The following is a 21,516-nucleotide window of genomic DNA, read 5'->3' as shown; positions in this document are numbered from 1 at the left end:
AATTTTTATGCGCCTAATTCAGCCGTCCGTTTCGAATAATCGATATAATCGTTTATTTCTGAATTTCAAAAAAAGAGTTTCTACAACATCTCTTTTTTTGCAGGAAAAGCCTTTTTATTTTTTATCTCAGTTTTCTAATTCTATATCGGGCGTGCAGATATTGCTTTTTGCGCTTTTGATTTTTAGTTCGCAACATACTTTTTCTCAAGAACAAGAACAAAAACAAGATAGTGTAAAAAGACCAAAAATTGGTTTGGTTTTAAGTGGTGGCGGTGCAAAAGGATTTGCACATATTGGCGTTCTTAAAGTTTTGGAAGAAGCCGGAATTAAAATCGATTATATTGGCGGAACCAGTATGGGTTCTATCATTGGCGGACTTTATGCTTCTGGTTATAATGCCTCACAAATTGATTCTATTTTTAAACAAACCAATTTTGATGATCTTATAAATGATTATATACCACGTTCGTCTAAAAACTTTTACGGTAAAAAAAATGATGAATTATATGCTATCGTTTTGCCATTTAGTAATTTCAGAGTTGGTATTCCCGAAGCACTTTCTAAAGGAATGTATAATTATAATTTATTAAGCAGTCTTACCCGAAATGTGCGACATGTTCGTGACTTTAATAAATTACCAACTCCGTTTTTATGTATTGGTACCAATATCGAAACTGGCGAAGAAGTCTTATTAAACAAAGGAAACCTTGTTCAGGCAATGATGGCCAGTGCAGCTTTTCCATCCTTATTTACTCCTGTAGAAATTGATGGAAAATTATTGGTAGATGGTGGCGTTGTCAATAATTATCCTATAAAAGAAGTTCGTGATCTTGGCGCCGATATTATTATTGGAGTCGATGTTCAGGATGATTTGATGAAACGAAAAAACCTGAAAAACGCAACGAGAATATTAGTTCAGATTACCAATCTTCAGTCGATTGATAAAATGAAAAACAAAATTAAAAACACTGATGTTTATATAAAACCGGACATTCGTGACTATGGCGTTATTTCATTTGATAAAGGTGAAGAAATAATCCGAAAAGGTGAAGAAGCTGGTTTTGCTGTTTATGAAAAAATAAAATCGCTGACAAACGAGACTACGTTTTACAAAAAACCAAAATTAAAAATCAACAGTGATACACTTCATATTAACAAAATAAACAGCGATCCGTTAGACAATTACACCAGGGAATATATTCGTGGAAAACTTCGTTTTAAACCCGGAAGTACAATAACGTACAAAGATCTTAAAGCGGGAATGAATAATCTTGATGCCACTCAAAATTTTAGCGCTATTTCATATTGTTTACAGCCAGATGGAGATCAGGATAATTTAGATTTGGTTTTAACAGAAAATCCTACACAAACTTATTTAAAACTAGGCTTGCATTATGATGGGCTTTATAAAAGTGCTATTTTATTAAACCTTACGCATAAAAAAACATTCTTAAAGAATGATGTTACTTCTTTGGATATTATTCTTGGTGATAATTTTAGATATGATCTGAATTATTATGTGGAAAATGGTTTTAATATTAGTTTTGGATTTCGCTCGAGACTGAATCAGTTTAATCGAAATGTAACGAACAGCTTTAGCAGTTTGCTTACAGAGAATCCTACCGGAAATTTGATTAATGTTGACTTTTTAGACTTGACAAATCAGGCTTATTTTCAAACCATTTTTGTTCAAAAATTTTTAATGGGCGGTGGATTTGAATATAAATACTTAAAAATAAATTCACCAACGCTTTCAAACACTGACAACATCATTGAAAAAAGCAATTATTTTAGTGTATTTGGTTATTTAAAATATGACTCTTTTGATAAGAAAACGTTCCCGCATTCCGGTTTATATTTTTCTTCAGATGTACAAACCTATTTAGCTTCATCTGATTATACACATCAATTTAAACCTTTTTCGACAGCAAAAGCTGAAATTGCATTTGCCAATACTTTATTCAAAAAGGCAACTATGAAAATTGAGGCCGATGCAGGATTTAATATTGGCAGCGATAGCGTTCCGTTTTTCGATTATATATTTGGTGGTTACGGTTATAGCAAAATCAACAATTTCAATTATTTTTATGGATATGATTTTCTAAGTATTTCAGGAAACAGCTACATCAAAACGGCTTTAACACTTGACTATGAAATATTTAAAAAAAATCACGTCAATATTTCAGCCAATTACGCCAATTTAGGTGATGATATTTTTACAACTGTAGACTGGATTTCAATGCCTAAATATTCTGGTTATGCCGTAGGTTATGGTTTAGAAACTATTATTGGCCCAATCGAAGTTAAACATTCATGGTCTCCTGAAATGTCAAAAAGTTTTACCTGGTTTAGCATCGGATTCTTGTTTTAACAAAATTTATATTCAGAATTTATCTCATAAATTTGAATGTTTATTACAGTATATTGGCATTATAAAAACCTTCTGCCTATTTTTTACGTTTATAAATGATATAATTTGTAATTTAAATAAATAAAAATTACGATATTTGTTGTAATGAAAACAAAATGGACAGGTTTATTAGAGTATCTTCAATTCCTCATCAAGAGAAATCCTGAATAAAACCGACGAATTGAAACTCATTATTCAGCTATAAAACTGAGCTGATTGTTTGTGTGTTCAATTCAAATTTTTCGAATTATCTAATTTACAAATTATCTAATTGAAAAGACATGCCATTATATCATAAACTTGGAGATTTTCCTCAAAAAAGACACACCCAATTCGAAAAACCTGATGGAGGTTTTTACTATGAACAATTGTTTGGAACTGAAGGTTTTCACGGACATTCTTCATTGTCTTATCATGTTCACAGACCAACGCAGGTTAAAGAAATTTTAAAATCATATTCCGTTGAACCAAAAATTGCAATCGGAAAAAACATAAAATCATTACTTTTTAAAGGTTTCGAATTAAAACCGGAAAACGACTTTCTGGACAGCCGCAAAGCAATGTTGGTCAATAAAGATTGTATAATAGGATTAGCAGCTCCAAAAGAATCGCTTCGAAATTATTTTTACAAAAATGCCGATGCTGATGAAATGCTTTTCATCCATAAAGGAAAAGGAAAATTAAGAACCATGTTAGGAAATATTCCTTTTGAATATGGTGATTATTTAATTATTCCGCGTGGCATAATTTATCAAATAGAATTTGAGACAGAAGAAAACCGACTTTTTTATGTAGAATCTTTTGCTCCATTTTATACCCCAAAACGCTACAAAAATCAATCTGGTCAACATTTAGAACATTCTCCTTTTTGTGAGCGTGATTTTATTTTGCCAAATGAATTGGAAACGCACGACGAAAAAGGTGATTTTTTAATTAAGATTAAAAAAGAAGGCATGCTTCACGAAGTGGTTTATGCAACGCACCCTTTTGATGTTGTGGGTTGGGACGGATATAATTTCCCTTACGGATTTTCTATTCATAATTTTGAACCTATTACAGGCCGCGTTCACCAACCGCCACCAGTTCACCAAACTTTTGAAACGGCAACTTTTGTAGTTTGTTCGTTTTGTCCAAGACTTTACGATTATCATCCAAAAGCAATTCCAGCACCTTACAACCATAGCAATATAGATTCTGACGAAGTTTTATATTATGTTGATGGCGATTTTATGAGCCGAAACAATATAGAACAAGGTCATATTACATTACACCCAAAAGGAATTCCACATGGCCCTGCGCCGGGTGCAATGGAGCGCAGTATAGGCCACAAAGAAACCCACGAATTGGCCGTTATGGTCGATACTTTCAGACCACTAATGGTTACAGAAGAAGCAATGGGACTCGATGATGGCCAGTATTATAAGTCCTGGTGTGAATAATTAGTTAATGCAGAATGAATCAATTTTATATACGCCATTTTAATAATTTATACGCCAATTTTTTTGTAGTTTTTAGATTTTTTTATCTTTAAACGCAAAAGGACTATCTTGAAACATTCTATAATTATCTAATTAGCCGACAATGAATTTACAAGCCAAACACACAGATAGTGATCTGTTAAGTAAAACTTTCGATTTCGCAGTAAACATTATTAATTATACCGGTGAACTGCAAGAACAAAACAAATTTGTAATTGGAAATCAATTATTAAAATGTGGAACTGCAATTGGAGCAAATACCAAAGAATCTGAGAATGCCGAAACTGAAGCTGTTTTTATTAGCAAATTAGAAACTGCAATTAAAGAAGCAACAGAGACACAACATTGGTTGTCCTTTTGTAATACCCGCAAGGATTATCCAAAATGCAACGACTTACTAAACGAATTGGCTGAAATAATAAATATTTTAAACAAAACTATAGCAACAACAAAATGAGAAAATGAGATAATTATTTAATGTGCAACCGGATGAATTTCATTTTAAACACATTTTCTAATTTTCTAGTTTACACACATTTCAATTAAAATATCATGAGCAAAGAAATCAAATCAGTAGAATACGGATTAGAAAAAATCTTCGAAGGAGCACAAGATTTCCTTCCATTATTAGGAACAGATTATGTAGAATTCTACGTAGGAAACGCAAAACAATCAGCACATTATTATAAAACTGCTTTTGGATATCAGTCATTAGCCTACGCAGGATTAGAAACCGGAGTAAAAGACAAAGCATCTTATGTTTTAAAACAAGACAAAATCAGAATTGTTTTAACTACGCCATTAAATGGAGATTCTCCAATAAACGATCACTTAAAAAAACACGGTGATGGAGTAAAAGTTGCAGCACTTTGGGTTGAAGACGCAAGAAGCGCGTATGAAGAAACAATGAAACGCGGCGCCCGTTCTTTTATGGAACCAACTGTAGAATCAGATGAATTTGGAGAAGTAGTTCGTTCAGGAATTTATACGTATGGAGAAACCGTTCATATTTTTGTAGAAAGAAAAAACTATAATGGTGTTTTCTTACCGGGTTATAAAGAATGGAAATCAGATTACAACCCTGCTCCAACGGGATTAAAATATATTGATCACATGGTTGGAAATGTAGGCTGGAACGAAATGAATACGTGGGTTAAGTTCTACGAAGATGTTATGGGATTTGTAAATTTCTTATCTTTTGATGACAAACAAATCAATACAGAATATTCAGCTTTGATGAGTAAAGTAATGTCTAACGGAAACGGAAGAATTAAATTTCCTATAAACGAACCGGCTGAAGGAAAGAAAAAATCTCAAATCGAAGAATACTTAGACTTTTATGGCGGACCCGGAATTCAGCATATTGCAATTGCTACAGATGATATTATCAAAACCGTATCAGAATTAAAAGCACGTGGTGTTGAATTTTTATCTGCTCCTCCTCATACCTATTATCAGGCAATTCCGGAAAGATTAGGAGTTCACATGGATATGATGAAAGAAGATATTAATGAAATTGAAAAATTAGCCATTATGGTCGATGCCGATGAAGATGGTTATTTATTACAAATATTTACTAAACCAGTTCAGGACAGACCTACCTTATTTTTTGAAATTATACAAAGAATGGGTGCAAAAGGATTTGGTGCAGGTAACTTTAAAGCCCTTTTTGAGTCAATTGAAAGAGAGCAAGAATTGAGAGGAACATTGTAAAAACGCATTATTTTTGCATTAAATCGAAGAATTCTCGATAAAACGATGGTTTTTATGCAAATGTTATGTTAAACTTGCCTTTTGCTATTTGTTTTTTGAACTTTCTATCTATCTTTGCACTCGCAAATCGGAAGGGGTGGTTTCCTTCTAATTGATATAAATTTCATAATTTATAGTTTTTTGGTTAGTTAATAGCATAAAAACTCCGTCATTTCTTGACGGAGTTTTTTTGTTTTGGTACATTTGGAATAGAATTTGCATTTAATTATCTTTATAATGAAATGTAAAAAATGTACTATGAAAAAATTAGTCCTCATCATATTAATTCTGACCACACTTGCCTTCGATACTCAAAAAGAAGACGCTTACGGAGTGGGAGAATATTTTAAATTCAGAATTCATTACGGTATAGTCAACGCGGGTTACGCCACACTCGAAGTTAAAGATGCCACAATAAATAATAAAAAAGTATTTCATGCTATTGGCAAAGGTTATACAACAGGTATGTCTAAATTTTTCTTCAAAGTAGAAGACATTTACGAAAGCTACTTTGACAAACAAAACGGAAATCCTTATCGTTATATTCGAAAAATTGACGAAGGCGGCTATACGAAAGATCAGGAAGGAATTTTTAACCCGGATGAAAATAGAGTTTTAGTTAAAGATTATAAACGAAAAACAGAAAAAACAATTGTTCTTACAGATAATGTACAGGATATTGTTTCTTCATTTTATTATTTAAGAAATCATCCAAATATTGACAAATTAAAATCTGGAGAATCGATTACAATTGACATGTTTTTTGACGAAGAAATCACAAAATTTAAGTTAAAATATATAGGTCTTCAGGATATTACAACTAAATTTGGAACCGTTTCTACAATGGTATTTAAACCACTGGTACAAACAGGAAGGGTTTTTAAAGAAAAAGAAAGTTTAACAATCTGGATAACAGACGACGACAATAAAGTTCCGGTTCGAATAAAAGCAGATCTTGCAGTAGGATCTCTAAAAGCGGACCTTGACGAATATAAAGGATTAAAAAGTCCATTTAAAGTAAAAAAATAATGAATACCACAGATCATTCTGAATCACTTTTAAAAGAAATCGACCTTAAATTTCAAGCTATAAATCAGAAAACAGATGTACAACTTGAAGGTTTACTTTGGTCAAAACCAATTACGTATTGGGATTATATCCAAACCGATGCGCTTTTAAATCTGCAAATTCAGCGCACTACACTTCCTGACGAAATGGTTTTTATCATGTATCATCAGGTAAATGAATTGATTTTTAAAATGATTTTGTGGGAAATTGATCAGATTGCCGAAACTCAGAATATTCAGGTTGATTTTTTCAGCGAAAGATTATCGAGAATAACCCGTTATTTTGATATGCTTACGAATTCGTTCAGCATTATGGAAAACGGAATGGAGATCGATCAATACATGAAATTCAGAAATACGCTGACTCCCGCAAGTGGTTTTCAGAGTGCCCAATACCGATTAATTGAATTTGCTTCTACGGATGTTATCAATTTAACAGATCGCAGATACAAAGACACTTTTGATGAAAACACAGATTTAGAAACTAGTTTTGAACATTTGTATTGGCAAGCGGCAGGAAAAGATTATCAAACCGGACAGAAATCCTACTTACTTCAGGAATTCGAAAACAAATATAAAGATCAGTTTTTACGCCAGATGTCAACTTTTAAAACAAAGAACATTTGGAAAAAATTTACTCAATTACCAATTGAAGATCAGCAAAATACTGAACTAATTAATGCAATGCGCCATTATGATAAAACGGTAAATATCACTTGGGTAATGCAGCATTTAAATACGGCAAGAAAATACATTTTAGAAAGCGGAAAAGGTAATGGTGAAGCCACAGGCGGAAGCGACTGGCAAAAATATATGCATCCAAAATACCAAAGACGCATCTTTTTTCCTAAATTGTGGACCGAAGAAGAATTGTCCAATTGGGGAAATGAAGCTACTGTTTAATTTCTCAAAAAATTTTAAAAGTTTGAAAAAAGCATTCGTACTTATAATAGTATTATTTTCTATATTTTCATGTAATAAAACCGCTGAAAAAGTAGAAACTAAAATTAACAAACCAAAAATCAAAAAAGTAGAATTCGGTTTTAATTACGGGGACTATAATGTTGTTCAGGATACTATTAAAAAAGGTGATTCTTTTGGATCTATTATTCAAGACCAAAATATTGGCGACAAAAAAGTATATGATATTGTTGAACAGGTAAAAGATTCTTTTGATGTTAGAACCATTCGCTACAATAAACCTTATACAATTCTTCGCTCTAAAAATAAAACCAACAATTTAGAAGTTTTTATTTATCAGCCTGATGCTTTGACGTATTATATTGTCGATTTTAGAGACAGTATCGCAAAAGCTTATAAAAAAATTAAACCTGTAACTTTTAAACGAAAAATAATCGGTGGCGTTTTAAAAACTTCATTATCTGAAACTTTAGGAGATGAAGATGTTGAAACAGCACTTGCCAGCAGAATTACCAAAGTATTTTCCTGGTCTATTGACTTTTTTAAATTAAAAAAAGGAGATCGCTATGGGTTAATTTTTACGGAGCGTTTTATAAACGGAAAAGTTTATGACGGCGTTGAAGATCTTCAGGCGGCATTTTTTGAATATAAAGGAAAAATCATATATGCTTTCCCTTTTGAAAAAGATACACTTTCAGGAAAAGTAGAATATTATGACGACGAAGGAAAAACGCTTAAAAACTTCTTCTTAAAAACGCCAATTAAATTTAGCAGAATCACTTCACGCTTTACAATGAACAGATTTCATCCTGTACAACATACCTGGAAAGCACATAAAGGAACTGATTATGCTGCTCCAACAGGAACTCCAATTTCTACAACGGCTTCTGGAGTTGTTGAAGCTACGGGATATACGGCAGGAAACGGAAATTTTGTAAAAGTAAAACACAACGGAACCTACTCTACTCAATATTTACACATGTCGAGAATTTTGGTAAAACGCGGACAACGTGTAACTCAAGGGCAAAAAATTGGTTTAGTCGGAAGTACCGGACTTGCTTCGGGACCACACGTTTGTTATCGTTTCTGGAAAAATGGCGTTCAGGTTGATGCGCTTCGATTAAATCTTCCAACGGGAGAATCTTTAACCGGAAATGATAAAACCCGTTTCTTAAAACAAATGGAACCTTTGAAAAGAGAATTGGATAGTATTGGTAATTTGTAATTCATTTTCAAAAAGTTTTTATAGATAATCTAATTTTTATCAAACGAAACAAATATGGAAAATTCAAGAATTGAAACTATTTTTAATGACACTTTTTCTGATTTAAAATTATTTTACAGAGATACGACGTTGCCTCAAAACCTGATTTTAAATTATAAAGTTGGTCAAATAATTAAAGAAAGAGGTTTTACGGATATGTCTTATATCGGTGGTGGACTTTCGGGCAATTTGAGATATTTAATTGCAAGTTCAGACGGGAGAGATTTATCGCTTTTCAATCCTGATTCGGTAAAGACCGGACATTATCTTTTATCTTCAGATATTTTTTTCAAAGTTTTAGACATTCAAAACAACGAAAACAAAACACAGGTTTTTCTGCTTCATATTCCAGAGAATTCAATTCCGCTTTTTAAAAATTCAACTTCTAATATTGAAGAAGAAATAATAAAAAAAGCACAAAAACGCTTTCACGAAAAAATCGACTTGGCTTTAATTCCCGAACTGCAAACGGAAGATTGGAAAGAAAGAACAAAAGCGCCAATTGGAATGAGTGAAAATGGCGAAATGTTTTTTGACGATTCTAAAATAAAACTGGAATCTCTGAAAAGAATAGAAGTTAATCAATTAGGAAAAACAACCGAAGCGAAAAAACCCTGGTGGAAAATTTGGGAATAAACAATTCTAAAAAATTAGTTACTGCGCTTTTTCCTAAACTCAGAAGGATTCATTCCTCTATGCTTTCTAAAAACTTTATTGAGATGACTTTCATCTGAAAAATGAAGTTCATCTGCAATTTCATTAATACGCATATCACTATTTAAAAGTCTGGCTTCGATTAATCTTAATTTATAATTCGAGATATATTCTTGTAACGTTTCGCCGGTTTGTTTTTTAAAATACTTCCCCAAATAATGAAGTGAAATATTGAAATGTTCACTTATTATTTCAGCCTTTAATTGTTTCGGATCATAAATGTTTTCCTGGATATAATGCAATATTTCCAGCACCATTTCTCCTGTAGTTTCCTTAATATTCTTGGGTAATTTTAAAGCTATATTTCGGGCAACAACCGTAATTATTGTATTTACGATTTGTTCCGTAACCTTCTGATGATAAATTTGCTGATTCGTTTGTTCGTTTATTATACTTTCAATAAGCGACGCTATTAAAGGTTTATCGATATGGTTTTTCAATATACATCCCGGACGATGACTTGCATTTTGCAGAATATATTCCATTCGAAGAACCGTTTCCATTTGTCCGTTTTGAGAATTTGTTTTGATATAATATTCATTAAAACGAAGAAAGAAGAATTTCGTTGGCGTTAAAATTTCAAACGAATAAACGTCTTGCGGCGTAATAAGAAACAAATTTCCTTTTTGATATTGAAATGTATTGTCGTTAATAATCTGAATTCCGGTTCCGTCAACAACATATATTAATTCAAAAAAATTGTTCTTTCGAATTGTTTTCGGAAACTGTTCCAACTCTTTAAAATCAACTTCAAAAGGAAGATATAAGTTTTTGCCTGTCATCCTGCTAAAATACAATTTTAGTACCAATTAGTACAATTTTCAACGAGGGTTAAGACTCTAATTTTGTATCAATAACAAATTAAAAAAATACAAAATGAAAATACTATTAATTGGAGGAAACGGCGAAATTGGTAAAATACTAAAACCTGAATTCGCTAAAAATCATGAAATTATTTCGGCTGGAAGAAACAGTGGCGATTTCCGAATCGATTTATCGGACATCAATTCTATCGAAAAATTATTTAAAGAAATTAAAAACATCGATGCGTGTATATGTGTTGCGGGCGATTGTTACACGGGAGATTTACTTTCGCTTGACGAAGAAAAATTAAATATTGGTATTAAAAACAAATTATTAGGACAAGTTAATCTGGTTTTAATTGGTCACAAATATTTAAATGATAATGGTTCATTTACTTTAACATCAGGAAAAATGGCTGATAAACCGGTGAAAAACAATATTAGCAAAGCAATTGTAAATGGCGGAATTCACAGTTTTGTTCTGGCAGCTTCACTTGAATTAGAAAGAGGAATTCGGATAAACGCAATTAGTCCGGGAAAAGTTGCAGACATTCCGGTAAATGATTTGGTTAACGCTTATTTAAAAAGTGTCGAAACTTCTATCAATGGAGAAACTATTAAAGTAAACTATTAAACTTCTTAAAATGAAAAATCTAAAAACACTTTTGATAGCATTGCTTATTACAACTTTTGCTGTTGCACAAAAATCAGATAAACTAATATCAACTAAAATAAAAGGATTATGGACCTTGGTTTCTGTTGAAAACACAGACTCTGACGGAACAAAAACATTTCCTTACGGAACAAACCCAAAAGGTAGTTTGTTTTTTGATGAAAAAGGAAATTATGCGATTCAGATTTATAAAAATGAAAGAGCTAAAATAGTTTCGGGTGATAAAAATAAATGTACTCCTGAAGAAAATGCTGCAATTGTACAAGGTTCTAATTCGCATTTTGGAAAATTTAAAATTGATGAAACCAGCAAGACAATTACTTTTAAAATAGAAACCGCTTCTTTTCCAAATTGGGAAAACACAGAACAAAATAGATTTTATACTTATATGAATAATGAACTAAAATATGTTGTAACCAATACTACACAAGGAGGAAAATCGGTTACGGCAGAAGTTGTCTGGAAAAAATTGTGATGAAAATTCATAAAACGTTTTCGCAACTAATTGTTATATAATTATGAACCTTTGAGCTATTAAAAGTTATTTCAGTATTTTTGTGTTTCAATAAACAAACTTTCAATAAAACTAAAAATGGCTTTAAACACAACAAACCCAACTGGGACTGAGGCGTGGAAAAATCTGCAAAATCACTATAACGCAATTCAAAACACTACGATACAAGAATTGTTTCAACAAGATAATGCCCGTGTTGAAAAATTCAATTTACAATGGAATGATTTTCTGGTAGATTATTCTAAAAACAATATCAGTCAGGAAACTATTTCGCTTTTGCTGGAATTGGCAAATTCTATTGGATTAAAAAATGCAATCGCTGATTATTTTGGTGGAGAAATTATTAATCAAACAGAAAATCGTGCTGTTTTGCATACTGCTTTGCGCGCACCGCAATCTGCAGTAATAAACGTTGACGGAGAAAATGTAATTCCGGAAGTTTATGAAGTAAAAAATAAAATTAAAAACTTTACAAACGAAGTTGTTTCGGGAGCAAGAAAAGGTTTTACCGGAAAAGCGTTTACTGATATTGTAAATATTGGAATTGGAGGATCTGATCTTGGACCAGTTATGGCTGTTGAAGCTTTACAGTTTTACAAAAATCACTTAAATGTTCATTTTGTTTCGAATGTTGACGGCGATCACGTAAACGAGGTTATTAAAAAATTGAATCCTGAAACAACGTTGTTCTTAATCGTTTCTAAAACGTTTACAACTCAGGAAACTTTAACGAATTCTGAAACTATAAAAGAATGGTTTTTAAAATCCGCAACTCAGCAAGATATTGCAAAACATTTTGTTGCTGTTTCTACTAATATTCAAAAAGTAACTGAATTCGGAATTAATCCAGACAATGTTTTCCCGATGTGGGATTGGGTTGGAGGAAGATTTTCTTTATGGAGTGCTGTTGGTTTAAGCATTAGTTTAGCAATTGGCTTTGATAATTACAATGAATTATTGAGCGGAGCAAACGAAATGGATGAGCATTTTAAAACGGCCGATTTTGATAAAAACATTCCTGTAACTTTAGCCTTATTAAGCATTTGGTATAATAATTTCTTTGGAGCTGAGAGCGAAGCTTTGATTCCGTACACACAATATTTACAAAAATTGGCTCCTTATTTGCAACAAGCAACTATGGAAAGTAACGGAAAAAGTGTTGGCCGTGACGGAAAACCTGTAAACTACCAAACAGGAACTATTATTTGGGGAGAACCGGGAACAAATTCTCAACATGCCTTTTTTCAATTGATTCACCAGGGAACAAAATTAATCCCAACCGATTTTATCGGATTCGTAAAACCATTATATGGTAACGAAGATCATCACGACAAATTAATGTCGAACTTTTTTGCACAAACCGAAGCTTTAATGAACGGAAAAACGGCATCACAAGTTCAGGCTGAATTTGACAAACAAGGCCTTGCAGCAGAAAAAGCTTCTTATTTATTACCTTTTAAGGTTTTCACCGGAAACAAACCGACGAACACCATTCTGATTCAGAAATTAACACCTAAATCTTTAGGTTCACTAATTGCTTTATACGAACATAAAATCTTTGTTCAGGGAATTATCTGGAATATTTTCAGTTATGATCAATGGGGAGTTGAATTAGGAAAACAATTAGCCAATTCTATTTTAGAAGAAATAAATACTAAAACTGTTAAGAATCACGATAGTTCAACTTCGTTTTTATTGAATCATTTTTTAAGGAATAAGTAACTTAATAAATACATAATAAACTGAGACGCCTTAATTTAACCAAAATTAAGGCGTTTTTTCATATAAATAGGCCATTTTAACCCAAAAAAAAATCATTTTTGAAAGTTTAAAGCTACATAATGATTGTAATTATTATGATTTTAACAAAAAACAGAGCCTTAAATTCAAAAAAAAGTTATTTCTCATAATAGAAAAAGAATAAATCATTTTAATGCGCAACGGATTAAGCAAAACTGTTTTTTCTTAACATTTTGATAACATTATCCGATTTAATTGTTATAATTTTGCCAAAAACAAGTAAACTAAATAAACAACAAAAATGAAAAAAATTATTTTTATTTTAATTATTTTTCTATCAGCCTTAGGTCATGCTCAGGTCACGAGTTCGGCCATGTCAGGAACTGTTAGATCAAACAAAGGGGAAGTGCTTCCTGGTGCAACAGTAGAAATTGTTCACAAACCAACAGGAACAAAATACTTCTCTACATCTGATTTTGATGGTGGGTATGCCGCACAAGGTCTTAGACCAGGAGGTCCATATACAGTTAAAGTAACTTACATTGGTTATAAAACAACAGAAATTACAGATATTAACGTTGGTTTAGGTAATAACCTAACTGTAAATATTACAATTGATGAAGAACCAAATGCTCTTCAGGAAGTTGTAGTTTCAACAAAATCAAAAGGAAATTTTAATAAAGGAAGAACTGGTGCTTCACAACAGTTTTCAAATAGAGAAATAGCTGCTGTTCCGGTATTAGGAGCTCGTTCAATTAACTCTGTTACTAAATATAATGCAAATGCTGGTGCAAACGGAACATTTGGTGGTCAGGATTCAAGATTAAACAACTTTACAATTGACGGTTCTGTATTCAACAATGGATTTGGTCTTGGATCAGATTCACAAGCAGGAGGTAGAACTGGTTCTACTGCAATTTCATTAGATGCAATTGAGCAGTTACAAGTAAATATTGCTCCTTATGATATCCGTCAATCTGGATTCTTAGGATCAGGAATTAATGCGGTAACAAGAAGTGGAACAAACGAAATCGAAGGATCTGTTTATACTTCTACAAGAAGTAATAAAAAAGACTTTATTGGTACTCATGCTGGAGATGTAACAATTACACCAGGTAAATTCGAAGAAAAAATATGGGGAGCTCGTATTGGAGCGCCAATTATCAAAGATAAATTATTCTTTTTCGGGAATTTTGAAACTATTGATAATACAAGCCCTGCTACAAACTTTACATCTACAGGTTCTCCACAACCAAGTGGTCAGGTTTCTCTTCCAACGTATACTGAAATGCAGACTCTTTCTAACTTCATGAAAGACAAATTTGGTTACACTACAGGTCCATGGGAAAATTATGACTCTTCAAAAGAATCAAAAAAATTCTTAACAAGAATTGACTGGAATATCAATGACAATCATAAACTTACTGCTCGTTATGTATTCCATAATTCATCTTCAGATCAGTTAACTTCTAATTCAAACTCATTAGGTTTTGGTAACAGAACAAATAGTGGATTAGCAATGTCTTTCCAAAATAGTGGATATACAATTTTAGATAATACAAGATCTATTGTATTAGAATTGAATAGTAAATTAAGTAATTCTTGGTACAATAACTTCATTGGAGGTTATGACAAACAAATTGAAGACAGAGGTTTAATTGGTGGTGGTTTATTCCCAACAATTGATATTAAGCAAGGTGCTGCTACCTATATTTCAGTTGGTTTAGATCCTTTTACTCAAGGAAACAAGCTTTCTTACTCAACACTACACTTTACAGATAATTTGACTAAAACTATTGGAAAACACTCTTTAGTATTTGGTGCGAATTTTGAATATTTCAAATCTAGTAACTTATTCTTTTCAGGATCAAACGGAGTTTACGTTTTTAACTCTTTAGCTGATTTTTATGCTGCTGCAAATGAGTCTGTAGCAAATGGTGGTGCTCCATCAACTACAATTAGTACTATGCCTAATAAAGTTCAATTTAAATATTCTGCTTTACCTGGAGGTGCTGAACCGATGCAAATACTAAAATCTAACAAATTAGATTTATATGCTCAGGATGAAATGAAATTGAGCGACAAATTTAAATTAACTGTTGGTTTAAGAGCTTCAAGAATATGGTATGCCGATACAGCATTAGAAAACCCAACAGTTACTGCTATGACTTTTGCTAATGGCGAAAAATTTAACACTGGTACAATGCCGGATGCAGCAATCTTATTCGAACCTAGAGTTGGTTTCAACCTTGACTTAAATGGTGATGCTTCAACAATTGTTCGAGGAGGTTCAGGAGTATTTACTGGTAGATCTCCAGGTGTATATTTATCAAACCAAATTGGAAACAACGGTGTTCTTACTGGTGTCGTAGATGTTAGTGGTACTGATGTATATACAAAAGGATATGGTTTTACAGCAAATCCAGCACAATATTTTACTCCAACTACACCTACAGCTCCATCAACTTATGACTTGTCATTTAATAAGAAAAATTTCAAATCTCCTCAGGTTTGGAAAACTACAATGGCTGTTGACCAAAAACTTCTTTTTGGATTTACAGGTACAGTTGAAGGAATACTTCAAAAGAATATCAATGCAATCAACTATTACAATGCTAACTTTGATGCTCCGGTTGGAACATTTAGTGGTGCTGACAACAGACCAAGATATTCTCGTAATGATGCCGGAACACGTGTAAATGATAATGTTGCAAATGGTATCGTTTTAGCGAACTCTGATGAAGGATATTTTTACTCTACAACATTTAAATTAGAATATCCTTACCAAAAAGGACTTTGGGGATCATTCGCATACACTCATTCTAATGCTACAGACTTAATGTCTCCTGGATCAGTTGCTTCAGGTTCATGGACAGGTGCAAGATCTGTAAATGGAAATAATGATTTAGATGTTTCTAACTCAAACAACAATACACCAAATCGTTTAGTTGGAGTTATTGGTTACAGAATTGAATACGGTAAAGGTCTTGGAGGTGCAACTTCTATTAACTTAGGTTATATTGGAGAGCAAGCTAGTCCATTTACTTACACTTATAGTGGTGATATGAATGGAGACAGAATTAGTGGTAATGATTTACTTTATGTACCAAACAGTGCAAATGAACTTACTTTCGCTCCTCTTACTGTAGTTAGTACTGTTGCTGGAGTTGCAACTACAAAAATTTACTCGCAAGATGAGCAAAGAGCTGCATTTGATGCTTATATCAATCAAGATAGTTACCTACGTACAAGAAGAGGCCAATATGCTCAAAGAAATGAGTCTACTTTACCAATGCTACACAGATTAGATTTATCTATTACTCAAGATATATATATCAAAATAGGTGGTAAAAAGAACAGTTTCCAATTTAGAGCTGATATCTTAAACTTTACAAACATGATCAATAAAGATTGGGGAATTTCACAAAGAGCAACAAATCCTAGTGTTTTAGCTTACTCATCTACAACAGCTGGTAACGTTCCTGTTTATACCCTTGCTACACAAACTGATCCTAATGGAAACAGATATTTGATTAAAGATACTTTCCAAAAAAACTCTTCAACATCAGATGTTTGGCAAGCGCAGTTTACACTTAGATACATATTTGGAAACTAATTTATTATTTAATAATAAATAAGAACCAAAATAAATAATATAAACGGCATTGACTTTTAAGTTCGATGCCGTTTTTTTATACCCTTTTTTGCTATATTTGTTTTACACAAAAAAACAGTTTATGTATTATTTTCTACAAAAATTTCATTCTGGCTGGGCTTATTTAGCTTTAGTACTTTTACTAATTGCAGTCGTAAATTCGATTGTTGGTTTAACATCAAAAAAAGATTTTACAGCTAAGGATCGCAAAATTGCCCTTTTTGCTTTGATCGGAACACATACTCAATTACTGATTGGCTTAATCCTTTATTTTGTATCTCCGTTAGGAAAAGCAGCTTTCGGACAAATGTCTAATGCAGAACTTAGATTAACTTCATTAGAACACCCATTAATTAATATTATAGCAATCATCCTAATCACAATTGGATGGTCTAAACATAAAAAACTAATTAACAGCGAAGCAAAATTTAGAACATTTGCTATTTTTTACGGTTTAGGATTATTACTTATTTTAAGTAGGATCCCATGGAATCTCTGGTTTTAAGAACCAGCAACTAAAGCCCTGCAACAGGGCTTTTTTTATCTCGGCATATTATTTGAACACACTCCCCAAGTCTGAAAACAATAACCCATGAGAATTAAAAAAAACATTACCCTCTCTCTATTTGCAATTACATTTTTAGGTTGTTTTACTCCAATCATGAGTCAGAACAAACAAGCAGTAGAAACTCCAAAAATTATTCAGGACACTGTAAAAATTGGTAAATTATCAGTACCACCTATGAATTCTGATTCTATATTTACTGATAATGGATTAAAACTAAAAGCTTACAAAAAAAATGCACACGCATCCTATTATGCTGATAAATTTACAGGAAGAAAAACAGCAAACGGAAGCAGGTTCGACAACAACAAATATACCGCCGCACATAAAAAGCTTCCGTTTGGTACCCGAATAAAGGTAACTAATGAAGCAAACGGAAAATTTGTAATTGTAAAAATTACAGATCGTGGTCCATTTGTAAAAACACGCGAATTAGACCTTTCAAAAAGAGCTTTTATGGAAATAACCAAAAGCAAAGGTGCAGGCGCTATGAAAGTGACAATAGAAAGAATAATAGAATAAAAAAAGTCCCGTTAATAGCGGGACTTTTTTATTAAATGAACTTTTGCAGACTCATTATGATTCCGGTATGAATTCCTTCGTGATAACTAACGAAGTCTAATGCATCCTGAACATTTTCGAGATCAAATCCCATACTTGTTTTATAGAAGGTGTAATGATTGAAAACATTCTCCGCATAATCTTTTTCAGTTTGCTCTAAGGTTGCAAAAAGCAATCTTTTAATCTCATCTAATTCTGCTTGTGAAACATCTGCTTCAGGTTTAGTGCCTTTTTTGTATTTATCAATAAATTCATCAGAAACTAATGTTGGCAAACCCGATAATTTATATACTAAAACTTGTTGTGAGGATATGCAATGTGCCACATTCCAGATCACATTATTTTTGAATCCTTCAGGAATTTTATTCAATTGCTCTAATGAATGATTATCCAAAATCTTCAGGAAAATTTCTCTAATGGTTTTTTGTACTTTAAAAACTGAACTCATATTGCTATTTTTTTTATAAAATTAGACATTTTTGCTTTCAAATGAATTTTCTTTGTAGTCAATTAAAACAAAAATCATGAACAAAATATATTACTTAGCTTCTTGCGATACTTGTCGAAAAATAATCAAAGGTTTACCAAAAGACAATAATTTGGTTTTTCATGATATTAAGCAAAACCCAATTACTGAGGCCGAATTGGAAGAAATGTATAAACTTTCAGGAAGTTACGAAGCGTTGTTCAGTAAAAAAGCACAATTATACAAATCGATGGATTTGAAAAACAAGTCTTTAACTGAAGCTGATTTTAAAAAATATATCTTAGAACATTATACTTTTATAAGTCGTCCTGTCTTTATTATTGACAATCAAATTTATATCGGCAACAGCCAACAAAATATTTTGCAGGTAATGAAAGCTTTATCTTAAAAGTAAAGAAAAAAGTTTGCCACGAATTGCACGAATCTGCACGAATTTTTATTTAAATAATCTTAAAATTTACGCCCTTGAAATTTGTGTAAATTTGTGCAATTCGTGGCAAAAAACCTTTAAGTCATGTTGCTTTTAACAGATTACTGATTTACAACCCAACACTGCAAACTTTTAATTATCTTTGCGCCTTTATACTCAATTATATGATACAATCTATGACAGGGTTTGGCAAAGCTTCTTTGCAATTGCCTACAAAAAAAATTACCGTCGAAGTAAAATCCTTAAATAGTAAAGGTTTAGATTTAAACGTAAGAATGCCGTCGCTTTACCGCGAAATGGAATTAGGTTTAAGAACTCAAATTTCTACAAAACTTGAAAGAGGAAAAATTGATTTTGCAATTTACATTGAAAGTACTGCTGAACAAACTTCGACTAAAGTAAATGTTCCTGTTGTAAAAAATTATATTGCTCAATTGAGAGAAGTATATCCTGCTGCAGATGAAACTGAATTAATGAAAATGGCGATTCGTATGCCGGATACATTAAAAACAGAACGTGAAGAAATTGATGAAAACGACTGGGAGCAAATTCAGGTTATCATTGAAGAAGCGCTTCAAAATATCTTAAATTTTAGAAGAGACGAAGGAGAATCTCTTGAAAAAGAGTTCAATCTTAGAATTGGAAATATCCGTCAATATATGAACGATGCTCTGGCTCTTGATCCGGAACGCGTTCAGGCGATCAAAGATCGTTTGCAGACTGCTATTGCAGAATTGCAGGTAAATGTTGATGAAAATCGTTTCGAACAGGAATTGATCTATTACTTAGAAAAACTGGATATTACCGAGGAAAAAGTTCGTTTAACAAATCACTTAGATTATTTCTTAGAAACTATAAAAGGGACCGAAGCTAATGGTAGAAAACTTGGTTTTATTACTCAGGAAATGGGTCGTGAGATCAATACAATGGGATCAAAATCGAATCATGCACAAATGCAAAAGCTGGTTGTGATGATGAAAGATGAATTAGAGAAGATTAAAGAACAGGTTTTGAATGTGCTTTAAAAAGCAGTAAGCTTTAAGCTATAGGCTATAAGCAAAAAAACAAAACGAAACAGAAGCTTAAAGCATAAATAAAAAGTTTAAAGCATATTGCTTAAAGCCTAAAGCATACATTAATGAACAAAGGAAAATTAATTGTTTTCTCGGCACCTTCGGGATCAGGAAAAACAACTATAGTAAGACATTTACTTGGGAAAGAAGATTTAAATTTAGAATTTTCGATCTCAGCGGCTTCTCGCGACCCACGTGGAGAAGAAGAACACGGAAAAGATTATTATTTTATTTCGTTAGAAGAATTCAAAAAACACATTAAAGCCGAAGATTTCCTGGAATGGGAAGAAGTCTATCGTGATAATTTTTACGGTACTTTAAAAGCCGAAATTGAACGTATTTGGGCTTTAGGAAAAAATGTGATTTTTGATATTGATGTTGCGGGCGGATTACGTATTAAACATAAATTTCCCGATCAAACTTTAGCCGTTTTCGTAAAACCTCCAAGTGTTGATGAATTAAAACGTCGCTTAAAAGAACGTTCTACCGAAACTGACGATAAAATCAATATGCGAATTGCAAAAGCTTCGGTTGAATTAGCAACTGCTCCTCAATTTGATACAATTATTAAAAATTACGATTTAGATACAGCTAAAGAAGAAGCTTATCAATTGGTGAAGGATTTTGTAAACAAGTAGAAATTGAAAAATTGAAGGATTTAAATATTGAAAAATTATTATTTCCATCTTTAAATCCTTTAATTTTTTAATCTTTTAATCAAAATAAATGAAAATAGGTCTTTATTTCGGAACGTATAATCCCATTCATGTCGGGCATTTAATCATTGCCAATCACATGGCAGAGTTTGCTGACTTAGATCAAGTTTGGATGGTGGTTACGCCTCACAATCCGTTAAAAAAGAAAGCTACTTTACTGGACGACCATCAACGTTTGGAAATGGTTTTTTTGGCTACTGAGGATTATCCAAAAATTAAACCTTCGGATATTGAGTTCAAATTACCTCAGCCTAATTATACCGTAAATACTTTGGTTCATTTGCACGAGAAATATCCAACGCATGATTTCTCTTTAATTATGGGAGAAGACAATTTGAAAACGCTTCATAAATGGAAAAACTACGAAGTAATTTTAGATCATTATGATGTTTATGTGTATCCTCGCATTTCTGAAGAAGAGGAAAACATCGAATTAAAATCACATCCAAGAGTTCATATTATTGATGCGCCAATTGTAGAGATTTCTTCTACTTTTATTCGAAATAGCATTAAAGAAGGCAAAAATATCCAGCCTTTATTGCCTTCAAAAGTTTGGGAATATATTGATCACAATAATTTTTACAAGAAATAAAACGCAATTTTGTCATTCGAGGAACGAGAAATCACATCCAGAGAGCGACGCACTGTGTGTCTTCACTTTATGTGATTTCTCGTTCCTCGAAATGACAAGCT

At 32.3% G+C, this 21,516-nt stretch carries 20 protein-coding genes; 18 read left to right on the top strand and 2 right to left on the bottom strand.

Translation table 11 applies throughout. The features are described from left to right. The first annotated feature begins 7 nt into the window (after positions 1 to 7). From GKZ86_RS15160 to GKZ86_RS15125, 8 genes are all read left to right on the top strand, one after another. A complete protein-coding gene (locus GKZ86_RS15160; protein WP_228526583.1) occupies positions 8 to 2,371 on the top strand; it encodes a patatin-like phospholipase family protein in 2,364 nt (787 codons plus the stop codon). 320 nt (positions 2,372 to 2,691) lie between these two features. After that, the gene (locus GKZ86_RS15155; RefSeq protein ID WP_154783924.1) at positions 2,692 to 3,849 is read left to right on the top strand and encodes a homogentisate 1,2-dioxygenase; all 1,158 of its coding nucleotides are present in this window, start codon (positions 2,692 to 2,694) and stop codon (positions 3,847 to 3,849) included. A gap of 142 nt (positions 3,850 to 3,991) precedes the next feature. After that, the gene (locus GKZ86_RS15150) at positions 3,992 to 4,345 is read left to right on the top strand and encodes a four helix bundle protein (protein ID WP_154783923.1); all 354 of its coding nucleotides are present in this window, start codon (positions 3,992 to 3,994) and stop codon (positions 4,343 to 4,345) included. A 95-nt stretch (positions 4,346 to 4,440) separates the two neighbouring features. Further along, positions 4,441 to 5,601 (top strand): 4-hydroxyphenylpyruvate dioxygenase, encoded by a 1,161-nt coding sequence (hppD, locus tag GKZ86_RS15145; protein WP_154783922.1) that lies wholly within the window; start codon positions 4,441 to 4,443, stop codon positions 5,599 to 5,601. 297 nt (positions 5,602 to 5,898) lie between these two features. Next, complete coding sequence (locus GKZ86_RS15140) at positions 5,899 to 6,669, top strand: DUF3108 domain-containing protein (RefSeq protein WP_154783921.1); 771 nt, start codon at positions 5,899 to 5,901, stop codon at positions 6,667 to 6,669. Next, positions 6,669 to 7,610: a tryptophan 2,3-dioxygenase family protein gene (locus GKZ86_RS15135; protein ID WP_154783920.1), complete on the top strand. Its 942-nt coding sequence runs from the start codon at positions 6,669 to 6,671 to the stop codon at positions 7,608 to 7,610. Before GKZ86_RS15140 ends, GKZ86_RS15135 begins: the two co-directional genes overlap by 1 nt. Positions 7,611 to 7,632: 22 nt before the next feature. Then, the gene (locus GKZ86_RS15130) at positions 7,633 to 8,853 is read left to right on the top strand and encodes a peptidoglycan DD-metalloendopeptidase family protein (protein ID WP_154783919.1); all 1,221 of its coding nucleotides are present in this window, start codon (positions 7,633 to 7,635) and stop codon (positions 8,851 to 8,853) included. A gap of 54 nt (positions 8,854 to 8,907) precedes the next feature. Further along, entirely contained in the window at positions 8,908 to 9,528 is a 621-nt protein-coding gene (locus GKZ86_RS15125) for a hypothetical protein (protein ID WP_154783918.1), read from the top strand. A 14-nt stretch (positions 9,529 to 9,542) separates the two neighbouring features. Here the strand turns inward: GKZ86_RS15125 and GKZ86_RS15120 are convergent, their stop codons facing one another. Beyond that, complete coding sequence (locus tag GKZ86_RS15120) at positions 9,543 to 10,388, bottom strand: AraC family transcriptional regulator (RefSeq protein WP_154783917.1); 846 nt, start codon at positions 10,386 to 10,388, stop codon at positions 9,543 to 9,545. A 94-nt stretch (positions 10,389 to 10,482) separates the two neighbouring features. Here GKZ86_RS15120 and GKZ86_RS15115 point away from each other — a divergent pair, with 94 nt between their 5' ends. From GKZ86_RS15115 to GKZ86_RS15090, 6 genes are all read left to right on the top strand, one after another. Then, positions 10,483 to 11,043, top strand: a complete 561-nt coding sequence (locus GKZ86_RS15115; protein WP_154783916.1) for a short chain dehydrogenase — start codon at positions 10,483 to 10,485, stop codon at positions 11,041 to 11,043. Positions 11,044 to 11,053: 10 nt separating this feature from the next. Then, positions 11,054 to 11,557, top strand: a complete 504-nt coding sequence (locus GKZ86_RS15110; protein ID WP_154783915.1) for a lipocalin-like domain-containing protein — start codon at positions 11,054 to 11,056, stop codon at positions 11,555 to 11,557. Between the two features lie 117 nt (positions 11,558 to 11,674). Beyond that, positions 11,675 to 13,318: a glucose-6-phosphate isomerase gene (gene pgi, locus GKZ86_RS15105; RefSeq protein ID WP_154783914.1), complete on the top strand. Its 1,644-nt coding sequence runs from the start codon at positions 11,675 to 11,677 to the stop codon at positions 13,316 to 13,318. A 319-nt stretch (positions 13,319 to 13,637) separates the two neighbouring features. After that, positions 13,638 to 16,952 carry a TonB-dependent receptor gene (locus GKZ86_RS15100; protein WP_154783913.1) on the top strand — a complete coding sequence of 1,105 codons (3,315 nt, stop codon included), beginning with the start codon at positions 13,638 to 13,640 and terminating at the stop codon, positions 16,950 to 16,952. 121 nt (positions 16,953 to 17,073) lie between these two features. After that, the gene (locus tag GKZ86_RS15095) at positions 17,074 to 17,496 is read left to right on the top strand and encodes a hypothetical protein (RefSeq protein ID WP_154783912.1); all 423 of its coding nucleotides are present in this window, start codon (positions 17,074 to 17,076) and stop codon (positions 17,494 to 17,496) included. An 87-nt stretch (positions 17,497 to 17,583) separates the two neighbouring features. Next, the gene (locus GKZ86_RS15090) at positions 17,584 to 18,078 is read left to right on the top strand and encodes a septal ring lytic transglycosylase RlpA family protein (protein ID WP_154783911.1); all 495 of its coding nucleotides are present in this window, start codon (positions 17,584 to 17,586) and stop codon (positions 18,076 to 18,078) included. A 31-nt stretch (positions 18,079 to 18,109) separates the two neighbouring features. On the opposite strand, the gene GKZ86_RS15085 is transcribed toward GKZ86_RS15090, so the two are convergent. Beyond that, positions 18,110 to 18,565 (bottom strand): DinB family protein, encoded by a 456-nt coding sequence (locus tag GKZ86_RS15085; protein ID WP_154783910.1) that lies wholly within the window; start codon positions 18,563 to 18,565, stop codon positions 18,110 to 18,112. 76 nt (positions 18,566 to 18,641) lie between these two features. Between GKZ86_RS15085 and GKZ86_RS15080 the strand changes: the two genes are divergently transcribed. The 4 genes from GKZ86_RS15080 (at position 18,642) to nadD (ending at position 21,415) form a co-directional block, all read left to right on the top strand. Continuing rightward, positions 18,642 to 18,992 carry an arsenate reductase family protein gene (locus GKZ86_RS15080; RefSeq protein WP_154783909.1) on the top strand — a complete coding sequence of 117 codons (351 nt, stop codon included), beginning with the start codon at positions 18,642 to 18,644 and terminating at the stop codon, positions 18,990 to 18,992. Between the two features lie 206 nt (positions 18,993 to 19,198). Next, positions 19,199 to 20,059, top strand: a complete 861-nt coding sequence (locus GKZ86_RS15075) for a YicC/YloC family endoribonuclease (RefSeq protein ID WP_154783908.1) — start codon at positions 19,199 to 19,201, stop codon at positions 20,057 to 20,059. Between the two features lie 113 nt (positions 20,060 to 20,172). Beyond that, on the top strand, positions 20,173 to 20,745 hold the full coding sequence (gene gmk, locus GKZ86_RS15070; RefSeq protein ID WP_154783907.1) for a guanylate kinase: 573 nt from the start codon (positions 20,173 to 20,175) through the stop codon (positions 20,743 to 20,745). Between the two features lie 88 nt (positions 20,746 to 20,833). Then, positions 20,834 to 21,415 (top strand): nicotinate (nicotinamide) nucleotide adenylyltransferase, encoded by a 582-nt coding sequence (gene nadD, locus GKZ86_RS15065; protein WP_154783906.1) that lies wholly within the window; start codon positions 20,834 to 20,836, stop codon positions 21,413 to 21,415. Positions 21,416 to 21,516: the final 101 nt, after the last annotated feature.

The organism is Flavobacterium sp. LC2016-13, assembly GCF_009707955.1.
Taxonomy (GTDB): domain Bacteria; phylum Bacteroidota; class Bacteroidia; order Flavobacteriales; family Flavobacteriaceae; genus Flavobacterium.
The sequence above is the reverse complement of the archived record's forward strand: the minus strand, read 5'-3'. Positions and strand labels throughout refer to the sequence as shown.